General features: G+C 69.1%; 20 protein-coding genes. 14 read left to right on the forward strand and 6 right to left on the reverse strand.

Annotated features, from left to right (window positions below; genetic code table 11):
- Window position 1 precedes the first annotated feature (1 nt).
- Complete coding sequence (locus tag I7X18_RS07255) at window positions 2–1,171, forward strand: cystathionine gamma-synthase (RefSeq protein WP_193047755.1); 1,170 nt, start codon at window positions 2–4, stop codon at window positions 1,169–1,171.
- On the opposite strand, the gene I7X18_RS07260 is transcribed toward I7X18_RS07255, so the two are convergent.
- The 3 genes from I7X18_RS07260 to I7X18_RS07270 all read right to left on the reverse strand — a co-directional run bounded on the left by I7X18_RS07260 (window position 1,160) and on the right by I7X18_RS07270 (window position 2,978).
- Entirely contained in the window at window positions 1,160–1,813 is a 654-nt protein-coding gene (locus I7X18_RS07260; RefSeq protein ID WP_193047754.1) for a GOLPH3/VPS74 family protein, read from the reverse strand. The genes I7X18_RS07255 and I7X18_RS07260 overlap by 12 nt on opposite strands.
- Window positions 1,814–1,819: 6 nt before the next feature.
- Window positions 1,820–2,314: a transcription elongation factor GreA gene (gene greA, locus I7X18_RS07265; protein WP_193047753.1), complete on the reverse strand. Its 495-nt coding sequence runs from the start codon at window positions 2,312–2,314 to the stop codon at window positions 1,820–1,822.
- Between the two features lie 241 nt (window positions 2,315–2,555).
- Window positions 2,556–2,978, reverse strand: coding sequence for a DUF4307 domain-containing protein (locus I7X18_RS07270; protein ID WP_193047752.1), 423 nt, complete (start codon window positions 2,976–2,978; stop codon window positions 2,556–2,558).
- 139 nt (window positions 2,979–3,117) lie between these two features.
- Here I7X18_RS07270 and mca point away from each other — a divergent pair, with 139 nt between their 5' ends.
- Genes mca through I7X18_RS07290 form a run of 4 tightly spaced genes read left to right on the forward strand, consistent with a single transcriptional unit; the run spans window position 3,118 to window position 6,661 of the window.
- Window positions 3,118–3,990, forward strand: coding sequence for a mycothiol conjugate amidase Mca (gene mca, locus I7X18_RS07275; protein ID WP_193047751.1), 873 nt, complete (start codon window positions 3,118–3,120; stop codon window positions 3,988–3,990).
- The gene (locus I7X18_RS07280) at window positions 3,990–4,298 is read left to right on the forward strand and encodes a hypothetical protein (protein ID WP_193047750.1); all 309 of its coding nucleotides are present in this window, start codon (window positions 3,990–3,992) and stop codon (window positions 4,296–4,298) included. Before mca ends, I7X18_RS07280 begins: the two co-directional genes overlap by 1 nt.
- Window positions 4,282–6,282 (forward strand): thioredoxin domain-containing protein, encoded by a 2,001-nt coding sequence (locus I7X18_RS07285; RefSeq protein WP_193047749.1) that lies wholly within the window; start codon window positions 4,282–4,284, stop codon window positions 6,280–6,282. Before I7X18_RS07280 ends, I7X18_RS07285 begins: the two co-directional genes overlap by 17 nt.
- A gap of 10 nt (window positions 6,283–6,292) precedes the next feature.
- Entirely contained in the window at window positions 6,293–6,661 is a 369-nt protein-coding gene (locus I7X18_RS07290) for a nuclear transport factor 2 family protein (RefSeq protein WP_193047748.1), read from the forward strand.
- 49 nt (window positions 6,662–6,710) lie between these two features.
- Here the strand turns inward: I7X18_RS07290 and trhA are convergent, their stop codons facing one another.
- A complete protein-coding gene (gene trhA, locus I7X18_RS07295; protein ID WP_193047747.1) occupies window positions 6,711–7,454 on the reverse strand; it encodes a PAQR family membrane homeostasis protein TrhA in 744 nt (247 codons plus the stop codon).
- Between the two features lie 56 nt (window positions 7,455–7,510).
- Between trhA and I7X18_RS07300 the strand changes: the two genes are divergently transcribed.
- The 4 genes from I7X18_RS07300 (at window position 7,511) to I7X18_RS07315 (ending at window position 10,714) form a co-directional block, all read left to right on the forward strand.
- On the forward strand, window positions 7,511–8,308 hold the full coding sequence (locus tag I7X18_RS07300) for a (2Z,6E)-farnesyl diphosphate synthase (RefSeq protein ID WP_193047746.1): 798 nt from the start codon (window positions 7,511–7,513) through the stop codon (window positions 8,306–8,308).
- Window positions 8,309–8,329: 21 nt separating this feature from the next.
- Window positions 8,330–9,682: a phosphatidylglycerol lysyltransferase domain-containing protein gene (locus I7X18_RS07305; protein ID WP_193047745.1), complete on the forward strand. Its 1,353-nt coding sequence runs from the start codon at window positions 8,330–8,332 to the stop codon at window positions 9,680–9,682.
- A gap of 125 nt (window positions 9,683–9,807) precedes the next feature.
- Window positions 9,808–10,215, forward strand: coding sequence for a hypothetical protein (locus I7X18_RS07310; protein WP_193047919.1), 408 nt, complete (start codon window positions 9,808–9,810; stop codon window positions 10,213–10,215).
- 103 nt (window positions 10,216–10,318) lie between these two features.
- On the forward strand, window positions 10,319–10,714 hold the full coding sequence (locus I7X18_RS07315; RefSeq protein WP_193047744.1) for a hypothetical protein: 396 nt from the start codon (window positions 10,319–10,321) through the stop codon (window positions 10,712–10,714).
- A gap of 67 nt (window positions 10,715–10,781) precedes the next feature.
- Here I7X18_RS07315 and coaA read toward each other — a convergent pair whose 3' ends face one another.
- The gene (coaA, locus tag I7X18_RS07320) at window positions 10,782–11,720 is read right to left on the reverse strand and encodes a type I pantothenate kinase (protein ID WP_193047743.1); all 939 of its coding nucleotides are present in this window, start codon (window positions 11,718–11,720) and stop codon (window positions 10,782–10,784) included.
- 65 nt (window positions 11,721–11,785) lie between these two features.
- Here coaA and I7X18_RS07325 point away from each other — a divergent pair, with 65 nt between their 5' ends.
- The 5 genes from I7X18_RS07325 (at window position 11,786) to I7X18_RS07345 (ending at window position 18,157) form a co-directional block, all read left to right on the forward strand.
- Window positions 11,786–12,997, forward strand: coding sequence for a DUF885 domain-containing protein (locus I7X18_RS07325; RefSeq protein WP_193047742.1), 1,212 nt, complete (start codon window positions 11,786–11,788; stop codon window positions 12,995–12,997).
- A 120-nt stretch (window positions 12,998–13,117) separates the two neighbouring features.
- Entirely contained in the window at window positions 13,118–14,593 is a 1,476-nt protein-coding gene (locus I7X18_RS07330) for a glycine hydroxymethyltransferase (RefSeq protein WP_193047741.1), read from the forward strand.
- A 50-nt stretch (window positions 14,594–14,643) separates the two neighbouring features.
- A complete protein-coding gene (locus I7X18_RS07335) occupies window positions 14,644–15,471 on the forward strand; it encodes an acyl-ACP desaturase (protein WP_193047740.1) in 828 nt (275 codons plus the stop codon).
- 200 nt (window positions 15,472–15,671) lie between these two features.
- On the forward strand, window positions 15,672–16,985 hold the full coding sequence (locus I7X18_RS07340) for an RNA 5'-3' helicase PhoH2 (RefSeq protein WP_193047739.1): 1,314 nt from the start codon (window positions 15,672–15,674) through the stop codon (window positions 16,983–16,985).
- A gap of 95 nt (window positions 16,986–17,080) precedes the next feature.
- Window positions 17,081–18,157 (forward strand): NAD-dependent epimerase/dehydratase family protein, encoded by a 1,077-nt coding sequence (locus I7X18_RS07345; protein ID WP_193047738.1) that lies wholly within the window; start codon window positions 17,081–17,083, stop codon window positions 18,155–18,157.
- A gap of 59 nt (window positions 18,158–18,216) precedes the next feature.
- On the opposite strand, the gene I7X18_RS07350 is transcribed toward I7X18_RS07345, so the two are convergent.
- Entirely contained in the window at window positions 18,217–19,623 is a 1,407-nt protein-coding gene (locus I7X18_RS07350; RefSeq protein ID WP_193047737.1) for a class II fumarate hydratase, read from the reverse strand.
- Window positions 19,624–19,628 lie beyond the last annotated feature (5 nt).

Here is a 19,628-nt window from a genome sequence, read left to right on the forward strand (position 1 = left end):
TATGAGTGAACAGCGCAACGCCCTCGGATCGGCCACTGGACTCTCCACGAAGGCCATCCACGCCGGGTATGCCCCCGACGCCCGCACCGGTGCGGTCAACACCCCCATCTACGCCAGCTCCACCTTCGCCCAGGACGGCGTGGGCGGGCTGCGGGGTGGCTTCGAATACGCCCGCACCGGCAACCCGACCCGCCAGTCGCTCGAGCAGGCGCTGGCCGCGGTGGAGGACGCCGGCTACGGCCGCGCCTTCGCCTCCGGTATGGCCGCCACCGACTGTGCGCTGCGTGCCGTGCTGCGCCCGGGTGACCATCTGGTCATCCCCGACGACGCCTACGGCGGCACGTTCCGGCTGATCGACAAGGTGTTCTCCCAGTGGGGCATCAGCTACACCGCGGTCGCGCTGTCCGACCTCGACGCCGTTCGCGCGGCGATCACCCCGCAGACCCGGATGGTCTGGGTCGAGACGCCGACCAACCCGCTGCTGTCGATCGCCGACATCGCCGGTATCGCCGGGATCGCCTCCGGTTCGCGGGTGAAGGTGTTGGTGGACAACACTTTTGCCTCACCCGCATTACAGCAGCCGCTGCCGCTGGGCGCCGACATCGTGCTGCACTCCACCACCAAGTACATCGGCGGACACTCCGACGTGGTCGGTGGCGCGCTGCTGACCAACGACGAGGAACTCGACACCGCGTTCGCGTTCCTGCAGAACGGGTCGGGCGCCGTGCCGGGCCCGTTCGACGCCTACCTCACGCTGCGCGGCCTCAAGACACTCGTGGTGCGGATGCAGCGGCACAGCGAGAACGCCGCGCTGATCGCCCAATTTCTCGACAACCACCCGGCGATCGAGTCGGTGCTCTACCCGGGGCTCCCCAGCCACCCCGGCCACGAGGTGGCCGCCCGGCAGATGAGCGGCTTCGGCGGCATGGTGTCGGTGCGGGTGCGTGGCGGCGCGCAGGCCGCCCGCGACTTCTGCGCTCGCACAAGCATTTTCATCCTCGCCGAATCCCTCGGCGGGGTGGAGTCACTGATCGAGCACCCGGGTGCGATGACGCACGCCTCGACCGCCGGATCTCAACTCGAGGTACCAGAGGATCTGGTCCGGCTGTCGGTCGGCATCGAGGATTCCGCCGATCTGCTCGCCGATCTGGAGCAGGCGCTAGGCGGTTAACGCCGCGCGTATCGCCGACGCGGTCACGGCGAGGTTCACCTCGGCCAGCCCCGTAGGGTATTCATCGACCCAACTGCCGAGCGCGATCTCCCCGGCCCGGCCGTGCACCCACCGCCAGCCCCTGTCGTTGAGGCTGAGCAGCGCGCCCAGCCCGTCCACGGCGTGCAGCAGCGTGATGACCGCCGCCGTCGCCGGGGCCGGGGGTTGGCGGTCGAACAGCGCCGACAACACCTGGGAGCGGGCGTGCGCCGCGCGCTCACGGTTCGTCACCGGCCAGGCGGTTCTCCGGTGGGCCACCGGCGTCCGCGCGATCTGACCGGTGGCCTCGAGATGGGCGAGCAGCGTGCCCTCGGTGCGCCTGCGCAGTTTGTCCACCGCCGACCGCGGGGTCAGCGCACGGCGTTGCAACAACAGGAAGGCCGGTTCTGCCACCGGGTCGACCGGGCCGCGCGGCGTCAGCGCGACGAGCCTGCCTGCCGGTGCGGGATCACCGTCGACGGCGGGCCGGATCAGGCAGGCGTGTGCGAGGTCCAGCAGCACCGCAGCGGTCAGTACCCGCTCGCGGCGAGCCTTGTCCAGGCACGGCTGCGCGGACGCGTTGTCCAACAGCAGCAGTAGGAGGTCCTCAGCGATTCGCGCCATGGACCGTCAGGAGTGGTACGGCTCCGCGCTCACGAGGGTCACCTCGACGGTGTTGCCGCTGGGGACGGTGTAGCTGCGCGTGTCGCCCACCTTGGCGTCGATCAGCGCGGAACCCAGCGGCGACGCGGGCGAGTACACCTCGAGCTTGCCGTTGTTGACGGCCTGCTCGCGGGTGCCGATCAGGAACGTCTCGGTGTCGCTCTCGTCACCGTCGTAGTAGACCTTGACGACCGAACCGGGCAGCGCGACGCCGGACTGCTTGGGCGCTTCACCGACCTTGGCGTTGTTGAGCAGCTCCTGCAGCTGGCGGATCCGGGCCTCTTCCTGGCCCTGCTGATCACGGGCGGCGTGGTAGCCGCCGTTCTCACGGAGGTCGCCCTCTTCGCGGCGGTCGTTGATCTCGGCGGCGATGACGGGGCGATTGGCGATCAGCTGGTCCAGCTCCGCCTTCAGCCGGTCGTACGACTCCTGGGTCAACCACGTGACCTGAGTGTCAGTCATGTCCTTCGCGCTCCTGTCGTCGTTGTGTCGCGCTGTGTACGCATACGAAGTGTTGTGGGCTCGAGGGCCGGGAGCTCGTCGCGTGTATCGCTGCGCCTTGTCCGTGCGTCCAGCGGCACGAATATGCGTGCAAATGCAGCAATACACGGCCCCAGCCGGAACCGTGTACCAGTCGATCGTACCACCGACGCGATGACGGGAATTCATGTTTTCGCGGCCCGGTGTTCGTCACGGGGTCGCGCTACGGCGCCACCAGATAGGGCGGCACGTCGAGTCCACACCCGTAGACATCGCCGATCACCGGCGGTCTGCTGCTCTTGACCACCGTCGTGACCTGCACCGTCGCCCGCTCCGAGGGTGTGACGAGGATTTCGCGGCGGCCGGTTTCGCTGCCGTCGAGGGAGCGGGCCCGCACGATGCACACCGCGGGCCGCGACGGATCCTCGCGCGTGACGCTGACCGTCACCTCCACGGTCTGATCGTCGATCAACCGGTAGGCGCCGAGCTCACCTTTGACGTCCTGGCCGGCGAACCGCTGCGAGGCCACGATCGCCACGACCACCCCGGCGGCGACGACCAGGACGGCGAGCACGGCGATCACGAGTCGTCGCGTGCGGTGCGGTACCCGCTGCCGCCCGTAACGGGCGGTGGGACGTTCGATCATGCGTTTGGGGTGCCCGTCGGTCGGCCGGCTTCGTCAGGACTGAGACTATAGAGACCAACGGTTGCGACCTCGAAGACGAGCCCGGACGTCGACCGTCCCGGGGCATAGTCGCGACGATGCCGTAGTTAGATGAGATGAGATGAGTGAACTGCGTTTGATGGCGGTGCATGCGCACCCAGACGACGAGTCGAGCAAGGGTGCCGCCACCATGGCCAAATACGCCGATGCGGGCGCCCGCGTCATGGTGGTGACGTTGACGGGCGGCGAACGCGGCGACATCCTGAACCCGGCGATGGACCTGCCCGAGGTACACGGCCGGATGGCCGAGATCCGGCGCGACGAGATGGCCAAGGCCGCCGAGATCCTCGGCGTCGAGCACCATTGGCTCGGCTACGTCGACTCCGGTCTTCCGGAGGGCGATCCGCTGCCGCCGCTGCCCGAGGGGTGTTTCGCGCTCGCGCCGCTGGACCGGTCCACCGAGGCCCTGGTGCGGGTGATCCGCGAGTTCAAACCGCACGTGATGACCACCTACGACGAGACGGGCGGGTATCCGCACCCCGACCACATCCGTTGCCATGAGGTGTCGGTGGCCGCGTACGAGGCGGCGGGGGACTACCGCCTCTACCCCGAGGCCGGTGAGCCGTGGAACGTCTCGAAGCTCTACTACATCCACGGCTTCCTGCGGGAGCGTATGCAGCTGCTGCAGGACGAGTTCGCCAAGCACGGGCTCGAAGGACCGTTCGCGAAGTGGCTGGAGCACTGGGATCCCGACCGCGACGTGTTCGCCAAGCGGGTGACCACCCGCGTGGAGTGCGCGAAGTACTTCCCGCAGCGTGACGATGCGCTGCGCGCGCACGCCACCCAGATCGACCCGAACAGTTTCTTCTTCGCGGCGCCGATGGAGTGGCAGGAGCGGTTGTGGCCGACCGAGGAGTACGAGCTGGCCCGCTCACGCGTCCCGGTCACGCTGCCCGAGACTGATCTGTTCGACGGCATCGAGGTCGACGACTGATGATCGACAGCCTGCTGTTGGCCACCGAATTCCTCGCCCAGGATCAGCCCCGCGACACCGGGCCGGACTTCGGCAAGGCCAGCCCCTTCGGACTGCTCATCGTCGCCGTGCTGCTCGTCGCGGTGTTCCTGCTGGTGTGGTCGATGAACCGGCACCTCAAGCGGCTGCCGGAATCGTTCGATCCCGAGCATCCCGAACCCGATCAGGCCGTCGACGACGGCACCGTCGACCTGGGCGCCGTCGACCTCGGCACCGCCTCCGGTGCCGACTCCGAGAACGGGAACACCCCGCGTGAGTCCGGCGGCTAACGAGCTCGGCGGGGCCACCAGCCCCTACCTGCGCCAGCACGCCGACAATCCGGTGGCATGGCGGCAGTGGACGCCCGAGGCGCTGGCCGAGGCCGCCGAGCGTGACGTGCCGATTCTGCTGTCGATCGGCTACGCGGCGTGCCACTGGTGCCATGTCATGGCCCACGAATCGTTCGAGGACGACGAGGTTGCGGCCGCGGCGAACGCCGACTTCGTGTGCATCAAGGTCGACCGCGAGGAGCGGCCCGACCTGGATGCGGTGTACATGAACGCCACCGTCGCGCTGACCGGTCAGGGCGGTTGGCCGATGACGTGCTTCCTCACCCCCGACGGCCGGCCGTTCTTCTGCGGCACCTACTACCCGAAGCCCAACTTCCTGCAACTGCTTGCCGCGGTCGCCCAGACGTGGCGTGAGCGCCGCGCCGAGGTGGAGGACGCCTCCGATCGGATCGCCGGTGAGCTGCGCTCCATGGCGGGCGGCCTGCCCGGCGGCGGACCACCCGTGCAGGCAGAACTGTGCGACGCCGCCGTCGCCGCGGTGCTGCGCGACGAGGACACCGCCCGCGGCGGATTCGGGGATGCGCCCAAGTTCCCGCCCTCGGCGCTGCTGGAGGCGCTGCTGCGGCATCACGAGCGCACCGGTTCGGCCGAATCGCTCGCGGTGGCCGAGCGCACGGGGACGGCGATGGCCCGCGGCGGGATCTACGACCAGTTGGCGGGCGGCTTCGCGCGCTACAGCGTCGACGCCTCGTGGGTGGTGCCGCACTTCGAGAAGATGCTCTACGACAACGCGTTGCTGCTGCGTTTCTACGCGCACTGGGCGCGCCGCACCGGCAGCCCGCTCGCGCGCCGGGGGGCCGCCGAGACGGCCCGCTTCGTCATCGACGATCTGGGTGCGGACGCGATGTTCACCTCGTCGCTCGACGCGGACGCCGACGGCGTCGAGGGTCTCACCTACGCGTGGACGCCCGCCCAGCTTCGCGACGTGCTCGGCGATGACGACGGACGTTGGGCTGCACAGGTTTTCGCGGTCACCGACGCCGGGACGTTCGAGCACGGCGCCTCGGTGCTGCAGCTTCCCGTCTTCCCGGACGATGCGGAGCGGTTCGACCGCGTGCGTACCGCGCTGAGGGCGGCGCGGTCGATACGCCCGCAGCCCGGCCGCGACGACAAGGTCGTGACCGCGTGGAACGGGCTGGCGATCACCGCGCTCGTCGAAGCCGCCGTCGCGCTGGACCAACCCGAATTGCTGGGCGCCGCAACGGAATGCGCACGCGCTCTCGTCGAACTGCACGTCGTGGACGGCCGGTTGCGCCGCGCCAGCCTCGGCGGCCGGGTGGGGGAGAGCGCGGCGATCCTCGAGGACCACGCCGCGCTGGCCACCGGGCTGCTCACCCTGTACCAGGCGACCGGGGACGCGGCGTGGCTCGATGCGGGCCTGGACCTCGTCGACATCGCGCTCGAGCACTTCGCCGACCCGCAGCGCAACGGGCACTGGTTCGACACCGCCGACGATGCCGAGGCGCTCATGCTCCGGCCGGCCGACCCGTTCGACGGTGCCACCCCCTCGGGCGCCTCCCTGACCGCCGAGGCGTTGCAGTTGGCCGCACACCTGGCGCCGGCCGCGCGTGCGGGGCGCTACGCGTCGGCCGCGGACGCCACCCTGGCCACCGCGGCGCTGATCCTCGACAGGGCGCCCCGGTCCGGCGGGCACTGGCTTGCGGTTGCCGAGGCCGCGGTCCGAGGACCCATCCAGATCGCGGTGGCCTGCGACCCGGCACACTCCGAATTGTTGCGTGCCGCAAGGCAACTGGCGCCGGGCGGGGCGGTCGTGGTCGGCGGTCCGGTCGACTCGTCGGAACTGCTGATCGACCGCGATCGCGTCGACGGTGCCGACGCCGCCTACGTGTGCCGCGGCCGGGTGTGCGACCTGCCGGTGACAGGCGTCCGCGAACTCGCAGGCGCGCTGGGCGTCGCCGTGTAGCGTGCGGGCCATGACCGTCGACCCAAGGGCCATCGTCGAGCGCTACCTGCACACCGTCTCCACGGGCACCTCCGAAGAGGTCGCCGCGCTGTACGCCGAGGACGCCACGCTCGAGGATCCGGTCGGCGGCGGCGAGGTCCACATCGGACGGCAGGCCATCGCCGGCTTCTACAAGAACACCGACAGCGTCGAGGTCGAGACCGAGCTGCTGGAGTTCCGCTCCGGCGGACACGAGGCGGCGTTCGTCTTCGCGATCACCGTGAAGATGGGCGATGCGACGATGCGCATCGAACCGATCGAGGTGATGACGTTCACCGGTGGCGGACAGATCGCTTCGATGAAGGCCTACTGGGGTCCGGACGACGTCACGCAGCTGTGATTCGGGCGCGGTAATCCGACGCCTGACGTACGTATGCGCGCCGTAATCGCTAGCTCGCGAAGACGGCGAACCACATCGCGATGTAGTGGCAGATCGCCGCGACCGCGGTGCACGCGTGGAAGAACTCGTGATGACCGAAGGTCGTCGGCCACGGGTTGGGCCACTTCAGCCCGTAGAGCACCCCGCCGATGCTGTACAACGCGCCGCCCACGATCAGCAGCACCACCGCGGCCACGCCCGCACCGTCCATGATCGGGCCGATGAACCACGCCGCCACCCACCCGAGCAGCAGGTACAGCGGCACCCCCACCCAGGCCGGCGCCGACGGCCAGAACATCTTGAGCAGCACACCCGCGACCGCCCCGCTCCAGACGATCCAGAACAGCATCATGCCCTTGTCCTGCGGCAGCGCCAGCAGCGCGAACGGCGTGTAACTGCCCGCGATGAAAATGAAGATCATCGAATGGTCGGCGCGTTTCATCCACTTGCGCGCCAGCGGCGAGCGCCAGTTCACCCGGTGGTAGGTCCCGCTGACGGTGAACATCGCGACGATGGTGAACGTGTAGATCAGCGTCGCGATACCCGCGCGGGCGGACACCTCCGCCCACGACACCGCGACCAGCGTCGCCCCGCAGATCAGCGCGACGACCGCGGAGTAGACGTGGATCCATCCGCGGGCGCGCGGTTTGCCGATGAACTGGGCCACCCCATCGGCGACCGCCTCGGGGAAGTCCTCCGGATCGCCCGTCGGACGTGGGTTGTCGGCGTCGAGCGGCGTGGACGGGGTCGTCATCTGGAGCTCCGTCAACTCGGGTGGGGCATTCGGCCGCCACAGTAGTCTGGATACCTATGGACATCATTCCCCGCGGCCTCAAGGAGCCTGCATATCGGCTCTATGAGATGCGGTTGCGGCAGGAGCTGGCGCGGTCCAAATCACAACTACCGCGCCACATTGCCGTTCTCTGCGACGGCAACCGTCGCTGGGCCCGTGATGCCGGTCACGATGACGTCAGTTACGGCTACCGCATGGGCGCGGCAAAGATCGCCGAGATGCTGCGCTGGTGTCAGGCGGCGGGAATCGAGATGGCCACCGTCTATCTGCTGTCGACGGAGAACCTGCAACGCGACGCCGCCGAACTCGCCGAGCTGATCGACATCATCACCGGCGTCGTCGAGGAGATCTGCGCACCGATCAACAGGTGGAGTGTGCGCACCGTCGGTGACCTCGCGCTGCTCGGCGAGGAACCGGCGCGACGGCTGCGCGACGCCGTCGAATCGACACAGACGGAGACAACCGCCGGGTGCCTCCATGTCAATGTGGCCGTCGCCTATGGCGGTAGGCAGGAGATCGTCGACGCGGTGCGCGCGCTGCTCGCAAAGAAGCTCGCCGACGGCGTCTCCGGTGACCAGCTTATCGAGGCCGTCACCGCCGAGGCCATCTCCGAGAACCTCTACACCTCGGGGCAGCCCGATCCGGACCTGGTGATCCGGACCTCCGGTGAACAACGACTGTCCGGGTTCCTGCTGTGGCAGAGCGCGTATTCGGAGATGTGGTTCACCGAGGCGTATTGGCCGGCGTTCCGGCGGGTGGACTTCCTGCGGGCTCTGCGCGACTACACGCGCCGAGATCGCCGCTACGGCGCCTGAGACGCGTGCCACACTTGAGCCATGGCTGCGCTGTCCGCCGTGGTCTTCTCCCTGAGCTGGTGGCTCGGGCTGTATCTGCTCATCCGTAACCCGCGCAAACCGGTCCTGGTGCTGGCCGCGGCCGGGTTGACCAGTTTCGCCGTCGTGGTGGCGTTGGACGCCGTGCGCGTGGTCAGCGGTGCCGAGGCGCTGGGCCGGGTCGAGGTCTACCTCGTCGCATTGCCGGGTGTCGCGTGGTTCGCGGTGCTGCTCGAGTTGTCGCGACAGGCGGACACCTCGCGCGGGCGGGCCGGTGAGGTGATCGCCGTCAGCGGTGTCGCGGTGGTGGCGTCGGCCGGCGCCGCGATGGCCGGCAGTGTCGAGGGCCCGCTGCGAATCGGGCACTGGGTGATGTTCGCCGCCGTCTCCGTATCCGCACTCGGTGCGATGGTGCGCGCGGTGCGCCGTGGCGTGAAACCCGTTCCGGTGGTCGGCTTCCTGGTGATCGCGACGCTGTTCTTCGCGCTCGGCAACGCGATCCTGGTGATTCCTCTCGGCCTCGTGCCGAGCTGGCTGGCGTTGGCGTCGACCGGTTTTGACGTCGCCCTGCTCGGGGTGGCCGTCGCGATCTGGGATGCGTTCGACGAAGGACAGGCGCTGCGGGCCGACATGCGGCGGTCGTTCGTCGCGACGGCGGTGGTGGCGTTGCTGTTCGGCGGTCAGGTGCTCGTCGGCATGGCGTTCACCGGACAGCGCACCGCACTGGTGGTGCTGATGTTCACCAGCCTGGCGCTCGCGATCGGGATCAACGTGCTGGCCGATCCGCTGGCCGGCGTGCTGGACCGGCTCGCGTTCTCCCGCTCCCCGGACCTGCGGGCCGACCGGGCCACGCTGCGCCGCACCGAAGCTGCGCTGCCGCGGCGGTCGGCGAATCCGCTGCACGACGTCGACGACGAGACCTTCGCCCGGTTGACCCGCCGCGCGCTCGGACACTACGGCGACCTCGCCAAGCTGATGGCCAACCCGTTGACGGGCTTACCCGCCATCGACGACCGGCTGGCCGCCCGCGGCGCACCCGACCAGCCGCTGGAACGGGCCAACGAACTGCGCGCGCTGCTCGCCGAGCGCATCGCCCGGCTCAAACCGCGCGACGGCGGCGACTTCGGCACCACCGAGCAGTGGCGGCACTACAACTCCCTGTACTTCCCCTACGTGGCCGGCGTGCGGGCGTACGCCCAGAACGCGACGCCCGCCGGCCTTGACCCCGTCGCGCGGCGCGCCTGGCAGTGGTTCGTCACCGAGGTGCCCCAGCGGTCGCTGCACAACTGGCAGACCGCGGCCGCCAAGGTGATCGCCGCCGACCTGCGCAGCGATCTGGTCAGCGCCCGCGACTGATTCGCGGCGCTGACCTGCGGTTGGCAGCAGTCGGCAGCGTTCGGTGTCGATCTGGCAGCGCGTCCTGCGCAGCATCGGTGGTGTCCACAGAAATTCGCGGAGACCTCAACGCCGAGGAGACCGACATGACCGCCATCGTCACCCGTCCACTGTCCGATTCCACCGACTCGCTGCTGCGCTTCGCGCTGCGCTCCGATGCCACCCTGTGCGCGGCGCTCGGCCTGCTGGTCGCGATGGCCGCCGATCCGCTCTCGCGGCTCTCCGGCCTGTCGTCGACGTTCGAATGGGTCAGCGGCGCTGCGCTGGTCGGTTACGGCGCGCTGCTCTACGTGCTGGCGGCCGTGCCCGATGTGCGGCGCGTCGGGGTGGGTGTCGTGGCGGGCAACGTCGGGTTCGCGGTTGCCGTCGGCGCCGTGCTGATCGGTGGCTGGCTGCCGCTGACGCCGTCGGGTGTCGTCCTGACCATCTCGTTCACCGTCGTCACGCTGGCCTTCGCCACCGTGCAGTACCTCGGGGTGCGCCGTCTGGCGTGACCCCCTCCTGCCGGTGCGGGGCGCCGCCGTTTCGAGGTTGGGCGTGACGCCCCGCATCCGGCCCTCAGATTTTCCGAGTGATCCGACCACCGAAGGAGAAGGCATGACCACCACCGCCCCCACCACGACCCGCGACCGCCTACTGCGTCTGGCCATGCGTGCCGACGCGGTGATGACCGGGCTGGCCGGGCTGGCCGCATTGCCGCTCGCCGGCATGCTGGCCGAAATGTCCGGCACTACAACGACAATCGAGTACTCGCTGGCGGCGTTCTTCATCGTCTACGGGGTGGTGGTGTTCGGGCTCGCGGCGCTGCCGTCGGTGCGGCGCGCGGGTCTTGCGGTGATCGCCGCGAACATCCTCTACACCGTCGCCGCGGTTCTCGTGGTCGTCACCGACGTGTGGTCGATGACCACCACCGGCGTGGTGCTCACCCTGGCGACCGGCGTGTACACGGCGGTCTTCGCCGAACTGCAGTACGTGGGCTGGCGGCGGATCTAACCCGCTGAGCAGACGCAAACTCGCCCTGAAACGCCGGTTTCAGGGCGGGTTTGCGTCTGCTCGCGGGTCAGAGCTTGCGCAGACGCAACCGGTTGATGGCGTGGTCGGCGTCCTTGCGCAACACCAGCGTCGCGCGGGGGCGGGTCGGCAGGATGTTCTCGATCAGGTTCGGCCGGTTGATCGAATGCCAGATGTCGCGGGCGGCGAAGACGGCCTGTTCGTCGGTCAGCGTCGCGTAGTGGTGGAAGTGCGAGGCCGGATCGGCGAACGCCGTCGAGCGCATCGTGAGGAAGCGTGAGATGTACCAGCCCTCGATGTCCTCGAGGCGGGCGTCGACGTAGACGGAGAAGTCGAACAGGTCCGACACCATCAGCGCCGGCCCGGTCTGCAACACGTTGAGGCCCTCGAGGATGAGGATGTCGGGGTGGCGGATGACCTGCTTCTCGCCGGGCACGATGTCGTAGAGCAGGTGTGAGTAGACCGGTGCGCACGCGTGGTCGGCCCCGGACTTCACCGCGGTGACGAACCGCATCAACGCCCTGCGGTCGTAGCTCTCCGGAAACCCCTTGCGGTGCATGATGTTCCGGCGGCTCAACTCCGTGTTCGGGTACAGGAAGCCGTCGGTGGTGACCAGATCGACCTGGGCGTGGTTGCCCCAGCGCGCGAGCAGCGCCTGCAGCACGCGGGCGGTGGTGGACTTGCCGACGGCCACGCTGCCCGCGACGCCGATGATGAACGGCACCGGCCGGTCCGGGTTCTGCTGCGGTTCGCCGAGGAACTCCGACGTCGCGGCGAACAGCCGTTGCCGGGCGGCCACCTGCAGGTGAATCAGTCGGGCCAGCGGAAGGTAGACCTCCTCGACTTCGAGGAGGTCGAGTTTCTCACCGAGGCCACGGAGCTTGAGCAGCTCGTCCTCGGTGAGTTTGAGCGGCGTCGACATCCGAAGCGCACGCCACTGAGTGCGGTCGAACTCGACGTAGGGGCTCGGTTCGCTCAGCCGCGCCATGGAGCCAGTCTTACAGCACGGCGTCCGAGGTGAACGCCTGGGGCGACCCGATTAGCGTGGCAGGTATGGAGCCCGACACCCTGATTCGTGAATATCTGCTTCTCGGTCTGCGCTTCGACCGCGTCGAGGACGGCTACGTCGACTCCTTCACCGGCGACCCGGCGCTACGTCGGGCGGTGGCCGCCGAGCCCGCACCCGACCCCGTCGACCTCACCCGGCAGGCCGAGAGATTGCTGGCCGCGCTGCCCGATACGCCGCGCACCGGCGGGTTCGACGAGACCCGCGCGGATTACCTCGCCGCGCACCTGCGCGCGCTCGCGCTGGCGGGGCGCAAGTTCGCCGGGGAGGACGTCGGATTCGTCGACGAGGTGGAGGCGTATTTCGACGTCCGGATCACCAAGGGCGATCCGGAGACCTACCGTCAGGCGCACGTCGCGCTGGACGAGGCGCTCGGCGGAACCGGCCCGCTGATCGAGCGCATCCAGGCGCACCGCACCTCCGACGAGATCCCGCCCGATCGGCTCGAGGAGTGCATCCACGCCTTCTCCAGTGCGCTGCGCGACCGTGTCCGCGCCACCTTTCCGCTGCCCGACGCCGAGACCATCACCTATGAGGTCGTCACCGACAAACCGTGGTCGGGGTTCAACTACTACCTCGGTGACTACCGGTCGACGGTCGCGGTCAACGCCGACCTCAAGCAGCAGATGGCCAACCTGCCGCGGCTGGTGGCCCACGAGTCCTATCCGGGCCACCACACCGAGCACTGCCGCAAGGAGGCGGGGCTCGTGCACACGCTGGGCCACGCCGAGCAGACGATCTTCCTGGTGAACACGCCGCAGTGCCTGATGGCCGAAGGGCTCGCCGATTTGGCGCTCTACGCGGTGGTCGGACCGAACTGGGGGAGTTGGGCGGCCGAGATCTACGCCGACCTCGGGCTGCGGTTCGACGGCGCGCGGGCCGAGGCGGTGTCGGCCGCGACGGCTGCGCTGGCCGATGTGCGCCAGGACGCCGCGCTGATGCTGCACGACGAGCACCGCCCGGTCGACGACGTGGTGGCGTTCCTCAAGCGGTGGCTGCTGGTCGACGACGACCGGGCGCGGCAGATGCTGCGGTTCCTCTCGTCACCGCTGTGGCGCGCGTACACCAGCACCTACGTGGAGGGTTACCGGTTGCTGCGCGGGTGGCTGGACGCGAGGCCCGCGGGCGTCGAGCTGACCGAGCGGTTCGGCCGCCTGCTCGACGAGCCGTTGATCCCGTCGGCGCTGCGGGTGGCTTGACGCGCCGCCACTGTGCGATTTCGTGCGGGACGCGCGGGGCGGGGCGTATCAGTTCGCACAGTCGCCGCGGAAGGTGACTGACCGGGGAGGGCTCGGCCGGCGGGTATTACCCTCGACAGCATGACTGCAGACCCTGTGACCGCGTCGTCCGCCGCTCCCGGCGCCGAGTACGCCGACACCGCGAGCGCCGCCTATCAGGCCGCGCTGCAGGTCATCGAGTCGGTCGAGCCACGGATCGCGGCCGCGACCCGCAAAGAGCTTGCCGACCAAAGGGATTCGCTCAAGCTGATCGCGAGCGAGAATTACGCCTCGCCGGCGGTGCTGCTGACCATGGGCACATGGCTGAGTGACAAGTACGCCGAGGGCACCATCGGCCACCGGTTCTACGCGGGTTGCCAGAACGTCGACGTCGTCGAGAGCGTTGCCGCCGAGCACGCCCGCGAGCTGTTCGGCGCCCCCTACGCGTACGCCCAGCCGCACTCCGGCATCGACGCCAACCTGGTCGCCTTCTGGGCCATCCTGGCCACCCGCGTCGAGGCGCCCGGCCTGGCCGAACTCGGCGCCAAACACGTCAACGACCTCTCCGAGGCCGACTGGGAGAGCCTGCGCAACAAGCTCGGCAACCAGCGGCTGCTCGGCATGTCGCTCGACGCCGGCGGCCACCTCACGCACGGTTTCCGGCCCAACATCAGCGGCAAGATGTTCCACCAGCGCAGCTACGGCACCGATCCGGAGACCGGGCTGCTCGACTACGACAAGCTGGCCGCCGCCGCGCGTGAGTTCAAACCGCTGATCCTCGTCGGCGGTTACTCCGCCTACCCGCGTCGGGTGAACTTCGCCAAGCTGCGTGAGATCGCCGACGAGGTCGGCGCCACGCTGATGGTCGACATGGCGCACTTCGCCGGCCTGGTCGCCGGCAAGGTCTTCACCGGCGATGAGAACCCGGTGCCGTTCGCCCACGTCACCACCACGACCACGCACAAATCGCTGCGCGGTCCGCGTGGCGGCCTCGTGCTGGCCCAGCCGGAGTACTCCGACGCCGTCGACAAGGGCTGCCCGATGGTGTTGGGCGGACCGCTGTCCCACGTCATGGCCGCCAAGGCCGTCGCACTCGCCGAGGCGCGCCAGCCGTCGTTCCAGGCCTACGCCCAGCGCGTCGCCGACAACGCCAAATCGCTCGCGGAGGGTTTCCTCAAGCGCGGCGCCCGCCTCGTCACCGGGGGCACCGACAACCACATCGTGCTGCTCGACGTGACGAGCTTCGGGCTCACCGGCCGCCAAGCCGAGTCCGCCCTGCTGGACGCCGGCGTCGTCACCAACCGCAACTCGATCCCCGCCGACCCGAACGGCGCCTGGTACACCAGCGGCATCCGGTTCGGCACGCCCGCGCTCACGACGCGGGGCTTCGGCGCCGCGGAGTTCGACCGGGTGGCGGAGTTGGTCGTCGACGTGCTGAACAACACCCAACCGACCCAGGCCTCGTCCGGACCGTCGAAGGCCAAGTACACCCTGGCCGACGGCACCGCCGAGCGGATCCACGCCGCCTCGGCCGAGATGCTGGCGGCCAACCCGCTGTACCCCGGCCTGACGCTGTAGGCGGCGCGCCGGGTTTTACGATTTCCACAGAGTTGGGTTAATGTAACCGCATGGCACAGAAACCTGTTCCTAATGCGCTGACCCTCGAGCTGGAGCCGGTCGTCAAAGACGAACTGCGGCGCCATCTCGACTCCGAGGACCTCTGGTTCGCACACGACTACGTGCCGTTCGACCAGGGCGAGAACTTCGCGTTCCTCGGTGGGCGCGACTGGGATCCCTCGCAGGTCACCTTGCCCAAGCCCGTCACCGACGCGCTCGAGATCCTGCTCATCACCAAGGACAACCTCGCCGGGTACCACCGCGAGCTCGTCGAGCACTTCATCCTCGAGGAGAAGTGGGGCCGGTGGATCGGCCGCTGGACCGCCGAGGAACACCTGCACGCCGTCGCGCTGCGCAACTACCTCGTCGTCACCCGTGAGGTGGACCCGGCCGCCAACGAGGACGTGCGCGTCGAACACGTCATGAAGGGTTACCGCGCCGACCGCTTCAGCCAGATCGAGACGCTGGTGTTCATGGCGTTCTTCGAGGGGTCCCACGCGGTGTTCTGCCGCAACCTCGAGGCGCAGATCGACGAACCGGTGCTCAAGGCGCTGATCGGCCGCATCGCCACCGACGAGGAGCGCCACGAGGTGTTCTTTTCGAACCTGGTGGCGCACTGTCTGGACACTCACCGCGACGAGACCGTCGCGGCGATCGCACAGCGCGCCGCCGAGCTCGGCGTGGTGGGCGGCGACATCGACGCGTACCAGGACAAGATCGCGGCGATGGCCGAGCACGGCATCTTCGGCCAGGAACAGTTGCGGGCGGTCATCACCGACCGGCTCGCCGCGTGGAATGTGGCCGACGAACCCGCTCTCCGGGAGTTCACGAACGCTTAACGTGGCGCGCGCCGAACACCGGCGCGTCTGCGCGGCGCACCCCCGTCGGCGGGAGTAGCGTCGCTTTCGATGGCTAGCGAATTGCTCTGCTGTCCGGGCGGTACCCGATCGTTTCGATCACGAAGGGGCCGGCCCCGGCCCCGGTGCCGCAGTGTCCGCCGACTGGTTCGCGGGGGACCCGCGGATAGCAGGAGCGCTCCGTGACCGATTCGCCTATCCGGACCTACGTGCTCGACACCTCCGTGCTGCTGTCCGATCCCTGGGCAGCCACCCGGTTCGCCGAACACGAGGTGGTCGTCCCGCTGGTGGTCATCAGTGAATTGGAAGCCAAACGGCACCACCATGAACTTGGCTGGTTCGCCCGGCAGGCGTTGCGTCTGTTCGACGACCTCCGGCTCGAACACGGTCGCCTCGATCAGCCCATTCCCGTTGGGGCCGAAGGCGGTACCCTGCACGTCGAGCTGAACCACAGTGATCCGTCGGTGTTGCCCGCAGGGTTCCGCAACGACTCCAATGACGCCAGGATCCTCACGGTCGCAGCCAATCTCGCCGCCGAGGGGAAACGTGTCACGCTGGTCAGCAAGGACATCCCGCTGCGCGTGAAGGCCGGCGCGGTGGGTCTGGTGGCCGACGAATACCACGCGCAGGACGTCGTGGTCTCCGGTTGGACCGGTATGGGCGAGATCGACGTGACGGCCGACGAGGTGGACGCGCTGTTCGCCGACGGTGAGATCGACCTGGCGGACGCGCGAGATCTGCCCTGCCACACGGGTGTTCGTCTGCTCGGCGGCAACTCGCATGCGCTCGGCCGGGTCAACGCCGCCAAGCGGGTGCAGCTGGTCCGTGGTGACCGCGAAGTGTTCGGCCTCCGGGGAAGGTCGGCCGAACAACGGATGGCGCTGGATCTGCTGCTCGACGAATCCGTCGGAATCGTCTCGCTCGGGGGTAAGGCGGGTACCGGGAAGTCGGCGCTGGCGCTGTGCGCGGGTCTGGAGGCGGTGCTCGAACGGCGCACCCAGCGCAAAGTCGTGGTGTTCCGGCCGCTCTACGCCGTGGGCGGACAGGATCTGGGCTACCTGCCTGGCAGCGAGAGCGACAAGATGGGGCCGTGGGCACAGGCCGTCTTCGACACCCTCGAAGGGTTGGCCAGCCCGGCCGTACTCGAAGAGGTGCTCGCGCGCGGAATGCTGGAAGTGTTGCCGCTCACCCACATTCGCGGCCGCTCGCTGCACGATTCATTCGTGATCGTCGACGAGGCCCAGTCGCTGGAGCGCAACGTCCTGCTGACCGTGCTGTCCCGGCTGGGCGCGGGCTCACGGGTGGTGCTCACCCACGACGTCGCCCAGCGCGACAACCTGCGGGTCGGCCGACACGACGGTGTCGCGGCCGTCATCGAGAAGCTCAAGGGCCACCCGCTGTTCGCGCACATCACGCTGCAGCGCAGCGAACGCTCGCCGATCGCCGCGCTGGTCACCGAGATGCTCGAGGAGATCACCCCCGACGCCCTCCCGTGAGCGAGTGATTTCGGCGTGCGCGGTCGCGCTGGGCGCGACCCACCACGCCGAAATCGCGGGGGTTCAACGGGTCAGGCCCGGGTACCTGAGCCGGTATGTCCACACGCGTCGTGATCACCGGAGCCAGCGGCAACGTCGGAACGGCACTGCTGCACCGGCTCGCCGAGGCGGGCGGTTACACCGTCACCGGGGTGACGCGCCGCCAACCGCCCGCCACCGGGATCTACCGGTCCGCTCAGTGGCGTCAGCTCGACCTGGCCGACCACGACGCCACCACCCGGCTGCAGTCCGTCATGGGCGACGCGGACAGTGTCATCCACCTCGCGTGGGGCTTCCAGCCGACCCGCAATGTGCGGTATCTCGACGCCGTCGGGGTCGGTGGAACCCGTGCGGTGCTGCGCGCGGCGGATGTCGCCGGCGTGGGCCAGCTGGTGCACATGTCGTCGGTGGGCACCTACGCCGCGGGCCGCTACGGGCAGTACGTCGACGAGACCTGGTCGACCGCGGGCATCCCCACCTCGGCCTACAGCCGCGCGAAATCGGCGGCGGAGTCGTTGCTCGACGACTACGAGCACAGCCACTCCGACGGCGTCACGATCGCGCGGATGAGGCCCGGCTTCATCATGCAGCGCAGCGCCGCCGGGGGGCTGCGCCGCTACACCCTGCCGGCCTTCGTCGAGCCCAGCTGGCTGCGGTTCCTGCCGGTGCTGCCGTTGGACCGCCGCCTCGTCGTGCCGATCATCCACGCCGACGACGTCGCGGACGCCATCGCGCGGACCGTCGAGCGGCGTGCCGCCGGACCGTTCAACCTGATGGCCGAACCCCCGGTGCGCCGCGACGATCTGGCCGACGCGCTCGGCGCGCGCCCGGTGCACGTGCCGTCGAGCATGCTGCGGCCCGCGGTGGCGCTGTCGTGGCGGGCGCGACTGCAGCCGATCGACGAGGGCTGGTTGGACATGGCGTTCACCGTGCCGCTGCTGGACACCGCCCGCGCGCAGTCGGAGCTGGGCTGGGCACCGGCCCGCACGTCATCGGAAGCCATGGCCGACATGGGCGACGGGTTCAAGAACCGCGCCGATACCGAGAGCCCGGTGCTGGCCTACCGGGGGCCGTTGACCAGCGTGCTGCGCGATCTGCGCGCCGGCCCGATCACCGCCCGCAAAGTCCCGTGATTTCGGCGTGCGCAGTCGCGCCCGGCACGACTGCGCACGCCGAAATCACTCGGGTCTGACTAGTCGCCGTCCTTGACCCGTGCCATCGCCAGCACGTCGAGGCGACGGTCGAGTTCTTCCTCGGAGAGGCTGTCGCCGATCAGGCCGCGGTCGATCACGGTCTGCCGGATCGTCTTGCGCTCCTTGAGCGCTTCCTTGGCGACCTTGGCGGCCTCCTCGTAACCGATCGCCGAGTTCAGTGGCGTCACGATCGAGGGCGACGACTCGGCCTGTTCGCGCATTCGCTCCTCGTTGGCGACCAGCCCGTCGATGCAACGCTCGGCGAACAACCGCGACGAATTGGTCAGCAGCTTGAACGACTCGAGCAGATTGCGGGCCATCATCGGGATGTACACGTTGAGCTCGAAGGCCCCCGCCGCACCACCCCACGCGATCGCCGCGTCGTTGCCGACCACCTGGGCCGCCACCTGCGTGACGGCCTCCGGGAGCACCGGGTTGACTTTGCCCGGCATGATCGAACTGCCCGGCTGCAGGTCCGGCAGCTGGATCTCGGCCAGGCCCGTCAGCGGACCCGACCCCATCCAGCGGACGTCGTTGGCGATCTTGGTCAGTGACACCGCGATCGTGCGCAGCGCACCTGAGGCCTCGACCAGCGCGTCGCGGGCGGCCTGCGCCTCGAACGAGTCGACGGCCGTGCGCAATTCGGCGATACCGGTCTGGTCGACGAGCACATCGACGACCTTCGCGCCGAAGCCCTCCGGGGCATTCAGGCCGGTGCCGACCGCGGTGCCGCCGATGGCGAGTTCACCCAGGCGCGGCAGCGTCGCCCGCACCCGCTCGATACCGGCTTCGACCTGGCGGGCGTAGCCGCCGAACTCCTGGCCGAGGGTCACCGGCACCGCGTCCATCAGATGTGTGCGGCCGGACTTCACCACGGTGCGCCACTGACGGGCCTTGCCGGCCAGCGACTCGTGCAGCACCTCGAGCGCCGGAATCAGGTGGCGCACAGCGGCTTCGGTGGCCGCGATGTGGGTGGCCGTCGGGAACGTGTCGTTGGAGCTCTGCGACATGTTCACGTCGTCGTTGGGGTGCACGGTCACGCCGTTGCGTGCCGCGATGCTCGCGATCACCTCGTTGGTGTTCATATTCGAGCTCGTCCCCGAGCCGGTCTGGAACACGTCGATCGGGAACTGGTCGTCGTGGCGCCCGTCAGCGATCTCGGCGGCCGCGGCGATGATCGCGTCCGCCTTCTCCGGTGCGAGCAACCCCAGGTCTTTGTTCACCTGTGCGCAAGCGCCTTTGAGCAGACCGAGCGCCCGGATCTGGGTGCGCTCCAGGCCGCGTCCCGAGATCGGGAAGTTCTCCACGGCCCGCTGCGTCTGGGCGCGCCAGAGCGCATCCTTGGGCACCCGGACCTCGCCCATGGTGTCGTGCTCGATGCGGTACTCGACGTCGGTGTCGGCCATTGTGT

It is taken from the genome of Mycolicibacterium baixiangningiae (genome assembly GCF_016313185.1).
In the GTDB taxonomy this organism is placed as follows: domain Bacteria; phylum Actinomycetota; class Actinomycetes; order Mycobacteriales; family Mycobacteriaceae; genus Mycobacterium; species Mycobacterium baixiangningiae.